This window comes from Streptomyces sp. NPDC051738 (genome assembly GCF_044453205.1).
Classification (GTDB): domain Bacteria; phylum Actinomycetota; class Actinomycetes; order Streptomycetales; family Streptomycetaceae; genus Streptomyces.
Genome location: NZ_JBITCM010000019.1, coordinates 56,533 through 69,225, shown reverse-complemented (window position 1 = coordinate 69,225; position 12,693 = coordinate 56,533). Strand labels below are relative to the sequence as shown.

Annotated in this window: 1 protein-coding gene; it reads left to right on the top strand. The window is 72.1% G+C overall.

All coding sequences use genetic code 11. From position 1 onward, the window contains the following. The first annotated feature begins 43 nt into the window (after positions 1-43). The gene (locus ACIA8X_RS35630) at positions 44-12,640 is read left to right on the top strand and encodes an SDR family NAD(P)-dependent oxidoreductase (RefSeq protein ID WP_399460028.1); all 12,597 of its coding nucleotides are present in this window, start codon (positions 44-46) and stop codon (positions 12,638-12,640) included. Positions 12,641-12,693 lie beyond the last annotated feature (53 nt).

Below are 12,693 nucleotides of genomic sequence, written 5' to 3'. Positions count from 1 at the left end.
CCGGGCCTTGGCGTGCCCCCAGGTGACAAGGGACAGGAATCTCGTGCCCACTGACGACAAGACTCTGACGTACCTCAAGCGGCTCACCACCGACCTTCGCCAGACCCGGCGGCGGCTGCGCGAGGTCGAGGCCAGGGACCACGAGCCGATCGCGATCGTGGGAATGGGATGCCGTTTCCCGGGCGGGGTGGACTCGCCGGAGGCGCTGTGGGACCTGGTGGCGTCCGGTGGCGAGGGTGTGTCGGGCTTCCCGGTGGACCGTGGCTGGGACCTGACGGCCCTGTTCGGGGACGGCCCGGGGCAGTCGTCGTCGCGGCAGGGCGGCTTCCTGCACGACGCGGCGGAGTTCGACGCGGGGCTGTTCGGTATCTCGCCGCGTGAGGCGCTCGCGATGGATCCGCAGCAGCGGTTGCTGTTGGAGACGTCGTGGGAGGCGCTGGAGCGGGCCGGGGTCGATCCGCTGTCGCTGCGCGGCTCGCGCACGGGCGTGTTCGCGGGGCTGATGTACCACGACTACGCCTCCCGCCTGCTGGCGACCCCTGACGAGGTCGAGGGACTGCTCGCCAACGGCAACGCGGGCAGTGTGTTCTCCGGGCGTGTGGCTTATGTGTTCGGCTTGGAGGGCCCGGCGGTGACGGTGGACACGGCGTGTTCGTCGTCTTTGGTGGCGCTGCATCTGGCGTGTCAGTCGCTGAGGTCGGGGGAGTGCGATACGGCGTTGGCAGGCGGTGTCACCGTTATGGCGTCGCCGGCCACGTTTGTGGAGTTCTCCCGGCAGGGCGGGCTGGCCGTCGACGGCCGCTGCAGGGCGTTCGCCGATGCGGCGGACGGCACGGGGTGGGCCGAGGGTGCGGGCGTGCTGGTGTTGATGCGGTTGAGTGAGGCACGCCGTCGGGGTCGTCCGGTGCTGGCGGTGGTGCGGGGTACGGCCGTCAATCAGGATGGTGCGTCGAACGGGCTGACCGCGCCGAACGGGCCGTCGCAGCAGCGGGTGATCCGGCAGGCGTTGGCGAACGCGGGTGTGTCGGCGGCCGAGGTGGACGCGGTCGAGGCGCACGGCACCGGTACCCGGCTCGGCGACCCCATCGAGGCGCAGGCGCTGCTGGCCACGTACGGCCAGGCGCGCGAGGGCGACGGTGCTCCCGTGTGGCTGGGGTCGGTGAAGTCCAACATCGGGCACACGCAGGCGGCAGCGGGTGTGGCCGGTGTGATGAAGATGGTGATGGCGCTGCGTGCGGAGCGCTTGCCGCGCACCCTGCACGCCGACCGGCCGTCCTCCCACGTGGACTGGGAGTCGGGTGCGGTGCGGCTGCTGCACGAGGAGCGCGCCTGGCCCCAGGGCGAGCGTCCGCGGCGGGCGGGTGTGTCGTCGTTCGGCATCAGCGGGACGAACGCCCACGTCGTCATCGAAGAGGCACCCGCCCCTGCCTCCGCCTCCCCCGAGGACGCCGAGGAACCGGCCACCCCGGCCACCCCGGCCATGACGGTCGATCTGCCGGTGATCCCCTGGGTGGTGACCGCGCGATGCTCCGACGCCCTGCGGGCCCAGCTCGACCACCTCGCCTCCGTCGACGCCGACCCCCTGGACACCGGGTTCTCCCTCGCGGCCACCCGCGCCGCCCTCGACCACCGCGCCGTCGTCCTCGGCCACGACCTCACCGGCCTCCGCGCCCAGCTCGCCGAACCCGTGATCAGGGGCGCCGCGACCGAGGGCCGTACGGCCTGGATGTTCACCGGCCAGGGCAGCCAGCGCCCCGGCATGGGACGAGAACTCGCCGCCACCTTCCCCGAGTTCGCCACCGCACTCGACGAAGTCTGTGAACTACTCGACGCCGAACTCGCCTTCGCAAAGCCCTTGCGCACCGTCCTCCTCGGCGACGACGAACAAACCCTCCAGGACACCGGCTACGCCCAGTCCGCCCTCTTCGCCCTGCAAGTCGCCCTCATACGGCTGCTGCGCTCATGGGGCACGGGACCCGAGGTGGTGCTGGGCCACTCGGTGGGCGAGTTCGCCGCCGCCCACGCGGCCGGCGTCCTCGAACTGCCCGACGCCGTACGGCTGGTCTCGGCCCGCGCGCGACTCATGCGGGCCCTGCCGAAGGGCGGCGCCATGGCCGCGGTCGAGGGAACCGAGAGCGAGGTCACCGCACTCCTCACGGACGGCGCCGTCGTCGCCGCCGTGAACAGCGCCACGTCCGTCGTCGTCTCCGGCCACGAGGACGCCGTACGGCAACTCGTCGAGACGGCACACCAACAGGGCCGCCGGGCCACCCGACTGCATGTCTCGCACGCCTTCCACTCCCCGCTCATGGAACCGATGCTGACGGAATTCGCCGGCATCGCCGCCCGGGCGACCTACCACCGCCCGACGCTCCACGCCGTCAGCACCCTCACCGGCGCCGCGCTCGACGCCGACGACTGGACGACTCCGGACTATTGGGTACGGCAGGTCCGCGAGGCCGTACGCTTCCACGACGCGGCCCGCACGGCCGTCGATGACCTGGGCGTCGCACGGTTCCTCGAGATCGGCCCCGATCCCGTCCTGTCCGCGTTGGTGGACACGACCCCCGCCGCATGCGTGCTGCGCCGTGACCGGGACGAACGCGAGACGACCCTCGCGGCCGTCGCCGAACTGTTCGTACGCGGTACGCCGGTCGACTGGGCGGCCGTTTTCGCGGGCACGGGGGCACGCGAGGTGCCCCTGCCGACGTACGCGTTCCAGCGCCGCCGCTACTGGCTCGAAGCGCCGCGCACCGCCGTCGACGCGGCCGGCCTGGGCCTGCGCCCCGTCCGCCATCCGCTGCTCGGCGCCGCCGTGTCCGTCGCCGACACGGACACCATGCTGCTGACGGCGCGGCTGTCCGTCGCCGACCAGCCCTGGCTCGCCGACCACGTCGTGGCGGGCACGGTGATCGTCCCCGGTACGGCGCTGCTGGAGCTGGCGCTGGCCGCAGTGGAGCGCGCCGGCTGCGACCGCGTCGACGAACTCACCCTCCACACCCCACTCGCCGTCCCGGCCGACCGGGCCGTCGAACTCCAGGTGGGCGTCGAGCCCCCGGACGGCGCGGGCCACCGAGCCCTGCGCATCCACGCCCGCCCGCACGACACGGCCGACGAACTGCCCTGGACGCTGTACGCGTCGGGCACCATCACCGAAGCCGCGCCGTCGGGAGAGCCGTGGGACCTGCGCGTGTGGCCGCCGCGGGGAGCGGAACAGCTCGAACTCGAAGGCCTCTACGAGCGGTTGGACACGGCGGGACTCTCGTACGGCCCGGCGTTCCGTGGCATGGAAGCGGTATGGCGTTCCGGGGACGACTGGTTCGTGCAGGCCACGCTGCCCGACGGGGTCGCCGGTGGCGGCGAGGGATTCGGCGTGCACCCGGCGCTCCTGGACACCGTGCTGCATGTCCTGGGCCTGTGGGAGCAGGACGGCGTCGCCCGGTTGCCGTTCCTGTGGTCGGGTGTGGAGCTGTCGGCCGTGGGCGCGTCCTCAGTCCGCGTCCGCGTGACGCGGCGAGGCGAGGACACGGTCGAACTTCGGGTCGCCGACGCGAACGGCGAACCCCTCGCCACCATCGACAGCCTCCTGCTGCGCCCCGTCACCCTCATGGAACCGGAGGCCACCGATACTTTCGTCCGCGACGCGCTGTTCCGAGTGGAGTGGCGTCCCCTCACCGAGCCCGGAGAGGCCCGAACGGCCGACTGGAGTGTCCTCGGCGAACTGCCGGATGGACGGACAGCCCGGTACGGCACGTCGTACGCGGACCTGGACGCACTTCGCACAGCACTCGACGCCGGCACGCAACCGCCGAGCACCGTCCTCCTGCCCATCGAGACAGCCGCACGGTCGGTCCGTGAGACGGTCACCGAGGCACTCGACACGCTCAAGGAGTGGCTGCGGGAGCCCCGCCTCTCCGGAACCCGCCTGTTGACCGTGCTCTCCGGCCCGGCCGACCACGAGGAGCCCCTCACCGACCCGGCCGCGGCCGCCGTCCGGGGCCTCATCCGCACGGCCTCGACCGAACACCCGGGCCGTATCGCCCTCGCCGACCTCGACCTCGACTCCGCGTCCTGGGAGACGCTCGCGGGCGTCCCGGAGACGCACAGTGAGGTACTGATCCGTCGGGGCACGGCACGCGTGCCGCGCCTCGCCCGCATGGCCGGCGATGACGTCCTCCTTCCCGCTGTGGGGGTGGGCGTCGGGTGGCGGATGGATGTGGTGGCTCAGGGGCGGCTGGATGGTGTGGGGCTGGTCGCTGAGCAGCCGCGTGTCCTTGGCTCCGGTGAGGTGAGGGTCGCGGTGCGGGCGGCTGGGGTGAACTTCCGGGACGTGCTGAACGTCCTCGGCATGTATCCGGGGGATGCCGGTCGGCTGGGGCATGAGGGTTCCGGTGTGGTCGTGGAGGTGGGCCCTGGGGTGACCGGGCTTGCTGTCGGCGATCGGGTGATGGGTCTGCTGGACGGGGCGTTCGCTCCGATGGCCACCACCGATGCCCGGCTGCTGACCCGGATACCCGAGGGGTGGTCGTTCGAGCAGGCGGCGTCGGTGCCGATCGTGTTCCTGACGGCCTACTACGCCCTGGTGGACTTGGCCGGTCTGGAGGCGGGGGAGTCGGTGCTGATCCATGCCGCTGCCGGTGGTGTGGGGATGGCTGCGGTGCAGCTTGCCCGGCACCTGGGGGCCGAGGTGTATGCGACGGCGAGTGAGCCGAAGTGGCCGGTGGTGCGCGAACTGGGGGTCCCGGAGGAGCGCATCGCCTCGTCCCGTACGACGGAGTTCGAGGAGCGGTTCGGGCCGGGCGTCGATGTGGTGCTGGACTCGCTCGCGGGTGAGTTCGTGGACGCTTCGCTGCGGCTCGTACGTCCCGGTGGCCGATTCGTGGAGATGGGCAAGACCGACATCCGCGACGCCGAGCAGGTGCGGGCCGAGCACGGCATCGACTACACCTCCTTCGACCTCATCGACGCGGGCCCCGATCGCATCGCGGAGATGTTCGCGGCGCTGCTGGAGCTTTTCGAGCAGGGCGCGCTGCGGCCGAATCCCGTGACGGCGTTTGAGATGGGGCGGGCTCCCGAGGCCCTAAGGCTGCTCGGGCAGGCCAAGCATGTCGGGAAGGTCGTGCTGCGGGTGCCGTCGCCGTGGGGCGGCGAGGGCACGGTGCTGATCACAGGTGGTACCGGTGGGCTGGGCGCGGAGGTCGCCCGGCATCTGGTCACCGCGCACGGCGTACGGGACCTGCTGCTGGTCTCCCGGCGCGGGCTGGAGGCTCCGGGCGCTGCTGAACTCCTCGCAGAATTGGAGGAGTTGGGCGCTCGCGTCCGAGTCCGGGCATGTGACGTCTCCGACCGGGAGACGCTGGCCGCCGTGCTCGACGGGGTCGACCTGTCGGCCGTGGTGCATGCGGCGGGCGTACTCGATGACGGTCTGGTCGCTGATCTGACGCCGGAGCGGTTGGCCGGCGTGCTGGCGGCCAAGGCCGAATCGGCGCTGCATTTGCATGAGTTGACGGTCGACAGTGATCTGTCCGCCTTCGTTCTCTTCTCGTCGTTCGCGGGGGTGGTGGGCAATGCCGGTCAGGCCGCCTACTCGGCCGCGAACAACGTCCTGGACGCCCTCGCGATCACGCGCCGCGCTCAGGGGCTTCCCGCCGTGTCGCTGGCCTGGGGGATGTGGGCGAACGCCGACGGTATGGGCGGGACGCTGGGCGAGGCCGAGCTGGAGCGGATGGTGCGGCAGGGCTTCCCTGCGCTGGACACCAGTGAGGGCCTGGCCCTGCTGGACGCGGCCCTGCTCGTGAACGAGCCGATCGCCGTCCCCGTCGCCCTGCGCACCTCGGCGCTCGGCGCGGCCGGCCACGGTGCCCTGCCCGCCGTCCTGCACGAGCTGGTGCCGGTAAGGGCACGTCGCCGTACCGTCGGCACAACCACCGCAGCCGGCGGTGAACTGGCCCGCCGGCTCGCCGGGCTGGCGCCGGTCGAACAGCGCAGGGCTCTGGTGGAGTTGGTCCGGGCGCAGGTCGCCACAGCGCTCGGCCATGCCTCGGCGGCGTCCGTGGACGAGACCCGCAGCTTCAAGGACCTCGGGTTCGACTCGCTGACCGCCGTCGACCTGCGCAACAGGCTTGGCTCCGCCACCGGCATCACACTGCCCGCCACCCTCGTCTTCGACCACCCGAACCCGAACTCCCTCACCGACTACCTCCTCGAACAGGTCCTCGGCGAGATCACCGCGCAGGCTCCCTCACAACCGCCTACGCGTACGGCTTTGGATGAGCCGGTTGCGATTGTGGGGATGGGGTGTCGTTTCCCGGGTGGTGCGGTTTCGGCCGAGGGGTTGTGGGGTGTGGTCGCTGAGGGGCGGGATGGGTTGTCGGCGTTGCCGGCGGATCGTGGTTGGGATCCTGCCTTGTTGGAGGGGCTTGCGGCGGTCGGTGGTTTCGTCGAGGGCGCGGCGTTGTTCGATGCGGAGTTGTTCGGGATCTCGCCGCGTGAGGCGCTCGCGATGGATCCGCAGCAGCGGTTGCTGTTGGAGACGGCGTGGGAGGCGTTGGAGGACGCGGGGATCGACCCGATGTCGCTGCGTGGCACGTCGACGGGTGTCTACGCCGGTGTCTCCGCCAACGGCTACGGCAGCGGCACGGTTGACGATCCGCAGGGCAGCACTGAGGGCTACCTGCTGACCGGCAGCACTCCCAGCGTCGCGTCCGGTCGGCTGGCCTACGCCCTGGGGCTGGAGGGTCCGGCGATGTCCGTGGACACCGCCTGCTCGTCGGCACTGGTCGCCCTTCACTTGGCCGTTCAGGCACTGCGCTCGGGTGAGTGCGATCTGGCTCTGGCCGGTGGCGCGACGGTGATGGCGACGCCGGGCATCTTTCTGGAGTTTGCGCGGCAGGGTGGGCTGGCTGGTGACGGGCGGTGCAAGTCGTTTGCCGACAGTGCTGATGGGACGGGTTGGGCTGAGGGCGGGGGTGTTCTCGTCCTGGAGCGGTTGTCGGATGCCCGCCGCGGTGGCCGTCCGGTGCTGGCGGTGGTGCGGGGCAGCGCGGTCAATCAGGATGGTGCGTCCAATGGGCTGACCGCGCCGAACGGGCCGTCGCAGCAGCGGGTGATCCGGCAGGCGTTGGCCGCCGCGGGAGTCGATGCCGCTGAGGTGGACGCGGTCGAGGCGCACGGCACGGGCACCCGGCTCGGTGATCCGATCGAGGCGCAGGCCCTGTTGGCGACGTACGGACAAGGCCGGACGGATGATGAGCCGTTGTGGCTGGGTTCGGTGAAGTCGAACATCGGGCATGCGCAGGCGGCGGCGGGTGTGGCGGGTGTGGTGAAGATGGTGATGGCGCTGCGCCGTGAGCGTCTGCCGCGCACGCTGCATGTTGATGAGCCGTCCTCGCATGTGGACTGGTCGACGGGTGCGGTGGAGCTGTTGCGCGAGGAGCGGGCGTGGCCGCGTGGTGAGCGGCCGCGTCGGGCAGGTGTGTCGTCCTTCGGGATCAGCGGCACCAACGCCCACGTCATCCTCGAAGAAGCCCCCACCGCCCCTTCACCCCGCAAGCCCGGCTCTCCGGCTGCCCTTCCGGTGATTCCGTGGGTCGTATCGGCCCGTACGGCCGAAGCCCTGCACGTCGGCGTGGCGCGATTGGCCGCGCATCTCGATGCCCATGACGTCGCCCCCGCGGACGTCGGGTTGTCGCTGGCCACGACCCGTGCGGCCCTGGAGCACCGGGCGGTGGTTCTCGGGCGGGACGGGGACGCCCTGCGGTCGGGGCTCGCGGAGCCTGCCGTGAGGGGGGTCGTCAGCGAGGGTCGTACTGCGTGGATGTTCACGGGTCAGGGCAGTCAGCGCCTGGGGATGGGGCGTGAACTGCACGCGCAGTATCCGCGGTTCGCGCGCGTCTTCGATGGGACGGTCGCGCTGCTGGAGGCCGAGCTGGCCGGCGCGGACGGTTTCCCGCTCCCGCTGCGGGACGTGCTGTTCGCCGAGGACGGCTCCGAGGCGGCCGCTCTCCTGGACCGCACGGGCTATGCACAGGCAGCCCTGTTCGCGGTGCAGGTCGCGTCGGTGGAGCTGCTGCGAGTGTGGGGTGCGGCTCCGGATGTGGTGCTGGGCCATTCGATCGGTGAGTACGCTGCCGCGTACACGGCCGGGGTCTTCCAACTTCCGGACGTCGTACGGCTGGTGGCTGCTCGGGCACGTCTGATGCAGGCGCTGCCGGAGGGTGGTGCGATGGCCGCCGTGGAGGCGGCCGAGGAGGAGATCGCCGAGCTGCTGAGCTCCGACGACGTGTCGATCGCCGCCGTCAACGGACCGGCCGCCGTCGTTGTCTCCGGCACCGAGGAGGGTGTCGAGCGGGTCATGGCCGCCGTGCGCGAGCGTGGTCGCCGGGTCACCCGCCTGCGCGTGTCGCACGCGTTCCACTCCCCGCTGATGGAGCCGATGCTCGACGAGTTCGCCGCGATCGCCGAGCAGATCACCTACCGGCGTCCCGTCGTCGCGGCCGCGTCGTCGGTCACCGGTGAGACCGTCGGCGAGACCGACTGGACCTCCCCCTCCTACTGGGTCCAGCAAGTGCGCCGTCCCGTCCTCTTCCACGACGCGCTGCGGACCGCCACCGGCTCGCTCGGCGCGGGGCGGCTGCTGGAGATCGGCCCCGATCCGGTGCTGAGCGGGCTCGTCGACCCGGCGGCCGGGCGGTCCTTCTCCGTGCTGCGCAAGGGGCGCCCGGAGGCCGAGACGCTGGTCACCGCCCTTGCCGAACTCTTCGTCCGGGGGGCTCGTGTCGACTGGGCCGCCCTGTTCGAGGGCAGTGGTGCGCACCGGGTGCCGCTGCCGACGTACGCCTTCCAACGGCAGCGGTACTGGCTGGAACCGGCCCGTGCCGCCGCCGACGCAGGCGGCCTCGGTCTCGCCGCCGCGGAGCACCCGCTGCTCGGCGCGTCCGTCACCGTGGCGGGCTCCGACACACTGCTGCTGACGTCCCGCCTGTCAGTCCGTACCCATGCGTGGCTCGCCGATCATGTCGTGGCCGGCAACGTCGTCGTACCGGGTACGGCGTTCGTCGAACTCGCCCTCCAGGCCGGCGACCGCGCCGACTGCGGCCGACTGGCCGAACTCACCCTCCAGGCGCCGCTCGTCCTGCCGCCCGACGCGGGCGTCGCCGTGCAGATCACCGTCGAGCCCCCGGCGGCGGACGGCGAGGGAGGCCGCGCGTTGCATGTGTACGCCCGGCCCGACGAGGCGGCCCCCGGCCTGCCCTGGACCCTGCACGCCACCGGCCGCCTCGACAACGCGGCGGCCACCCCCGCCGAGGCCGCCGAACTGCGCACCTGGCCGTCCGCCGGAGCCCGCGAACTCCCCCTCGACGACCTCTACGAGCAGCTGCACCGGTCCGGACTCTCCTACGGCTCCACCTTCCGCGGCCTGGCCCGTGTGTGGACGTCCGGCGATGACCTCTTCGTCGAAGCGGCCCTCCCCGAGCCGGCCGCGGGCGAGGCGACGGCCTTCGGGCTCCACCCGGCGCTTCTCGACACCGTGCTGCACGCCCTCGCCCTGCGCGCGGAGCAGGGAGAGGGCGCGCTGCTGCCGTTCCTGTGGTCGGGTGCCTCCTTCCACACCGTCGGCGCGAGCGCCGTACGGGCCCGGCTCACACCGCGCGGATCCGACGCGTACACACTGCACGTCGCCGACGCGGCGGGCGGCCCCGTCGCCGTGGTCGACTCGCTGGTGCTGCGCCCCGTGTCCGCAGCCGACCTGACCCTGGCCGCCACCGGCCCGGACGACCTGTACCGCCTCGACTGGGTCCCCACGCCCACCAACCGCCCCGAGACCGCCCGCACCGGCCACTGGGCCGTAGTCGGCGCCCCCGACATGACGGCGTGGCGCGAGTCGGGCGTGCCCACGAGGTACTACGCCGACCTGGACGCCCTCATCGCCGCGGTCGAAGCGGGCGAGCCCGCGCCCTCGGTCGTCGGGCTGACCGTCACGGCCAACTCTGGTGAAGTCCCAAGTCCGGTTGCTGATCTCCTGGGTGCCATGCGGACCTGGCTCGCGCACGAGCGATGGGCTGACACCCCGCTGGTGGCACTGACCACCGGCGCGGTCGCCCTGCGCCCTGCCACCGGCACCGAGACCCCGGACCTGACCGGCGCCGGCGCCTGGGGCCTGGTCCGGTCGGCGATCAGCGAGCACCCCGGACGCATCGCCCTCGCCGACGTCGACGGCACCGCGGCCTCGTACCGCGCCCTCGCCGAACGGCTCTCCCCCCTCGACGAGCCCCAACTGGCCCTGCGCGACGGCGAGGCCTGGACACCGCGCCTCGTCCGGATGGCCACCGGCGGCGTCCTCGTGCCGCCCGTCGTTCCTGCGGGGATGACGTGGCGCATGGAGGTCGGGGAGCGCGGTCGCCTGGACGGCGTGGCGCCGATCTCCGAGGAGCCGCGTGTCCTTGGCCCCGGTGAGGTGCGGGTGGCGGTGCGGGCGGCGGGGGTGAACTTCCGGGATGTGCTGAATGTGCTGGGCATGTATCCGGGGGATGCGGGGCGGCTGGGGCATGAGGGTGCCGGTGTGGTCGTCGAGGTGGGTCCGGATCTGAGCGGACTTGCTGTCGGTGACCGGGTGATGGGGCTGTTGGACGGGGCGTTCGCTCCGTCGGCTGTGACTGATGCGCGGTTGTTGGCGCGGGTGCCGGAGGGGTGGTCGTTCGAGCAGGCGGCGTCGGTGCCGATCGTGTTCCTGACCGCCTACTACGCGCTTGTGGACCTCGCCGGGCTCAAGGAAGGCGAGTCCGTCCTGATTCACGCTGCGGCCGGTGGTGTCGGCATGGCCGCCGTGCAGCTGGCCCGGCATCTGGGCGGCGAGGTGTTCGCGACGGCGAGTGAGCCGAAGTGGCCGGTGGTGCGTGAGCTGGGTGTCCCGGAGGAGCGGATCGCCTCCTCGCGGACGACTGAGTTCGAGGAGCGGTTCCGGCCGGGTGTCGATGTGGTGCTGGATGCTCTGGCCGGGGAGTTCGTGGACGCGTCGCTTCGGCTGGTGCGGCCCGGTGGCCGGTTCGTCGAGATGGGCAAGGCCGACATCCGGGACCCGGACAAGGTCGCAGCCGCCAACCCGGGAGTCAGCTACCAGGCGTTCGACACGCTCGACGCGGGTCCGGACCGGATCGCCGGGATGTGGGCGGCTCTGCTGGAGCTGTTCGACCAGGGTGTGCTGCGGCCGTTGAAAGTGACTTCGTACGACCTGGCCAGGGCTCGCCAGGCGTTGCGGCTGATCGAGCAGGCCAAGCATGTCGGGAAGGTCGTCCTCTCGGTGCCGTCGCCGTGGAGTGGCGAGGGCACGGTGCTGATCACGGGTGGTACCGGCGGCCTGGGCGCGGAGGTCGCCCGGCATCTGGTCACCGCTCATGGAGTACGGGACCTGCTGCTGGTCTCCCGGCGCGGGCCCGAGGCTCCGGGTGCCGCCCAACTCCTCGCGGAGCTTGAGGAGTTCGGGGCCCGGGTCAGCGTTGAGGCGTGTGACGTCTCCGACCGAGTGGCGCTGGCCGCTGTACTCGACGGGGTTGATCTGTCGGCCGTGGTGCATGCGGCGGGTGTACTCGACGACGGTCTGATCGCCGACTTCACTGAGGAGCGGTTGGCCGGCGTGCTGGCGGCGAAGGCCGAATCGGCCCTGCACTTGCATGAGTTGACGGCCGACCGCGAGCTGTCCGCCTTTGTGCTGTTCTCTTCCTTCGCGGGTGTGGTGGGCAACGCCGGTCAGGCCGCGTACTCCGCCGCGAACAGCGTCCTGGACGCCCTCGCGGCCACCCGCCGAGCCCAGGGACTGCCCGCCGTGTCGCTGGCCTGGGGCATGTGGGAGGCCGGCATGGGCGGCCGGATGGCGCAGGCGGACGTGGCGCGGTTGCGGCGTGGGGGACTGCCGCCGCTGACCGCGCGTGAGGCGTTGGCACTGATGGACGCCGCGCTGATCGTCAACGAGCCGAACGCCGTCCCCGTCGCCCTGCGGACCTCGGCCCTGGCGGGCGGCCGGGTGCCGTTCGTGCTGCGGGACCTGGTTCCGGTGGTGGGCCGGCGCTGGGGAGCTGCCGCGTCGGGTGGCGCCGCCGGTGACGGTGGTCTGGCGGAGCGGCTGCGCGGGCTGGGCTCGGCGGAGCGGGACCGTGTGGTGCTGGACGCGGTGCTGGCCGAGGTGGCCGGAGTGCTGGGCCACGCCTCGGCCGGGTCCGTGGACGCCTCACGCGCGTTCAAGGAGCTCGGTTTCGACTCACTGACGGCGGTGGATCTCCGTAACCGTCTCAACGGCGTCACCGGATTGCAGCTGCCCGCCACCCTCATCTTCGACCACCCCACCATCCTGTCCCTCCGCGACCACCTCAGCGCGGAACTCGCCTCCGGCGACGACGGTGAAACCACCTTCCTCATGGGCGAGTTGGACAAGCTCCGCGGCGTCCTCGCCGAGACCGCGCCAACCGCGGACGACACCGTGCGCGCGGCGATCGGCGACCGGCTCCAGCAACTGCTCGCCACCTGGTCGGCGGCCGCCACCGACGGCGGACAGGACGCGGAGCAGAGCAACCGCGTCGAACTCGACAGCGCCACCGACGACGAGCTCTTCGCGCTGCTCGACGACAAGCCCTGGGTCGCCGACTGACCGCCCGCCCAGGCGATCCCGCACCACTCCCAGCCCCTGACTCGGCTCTCCGC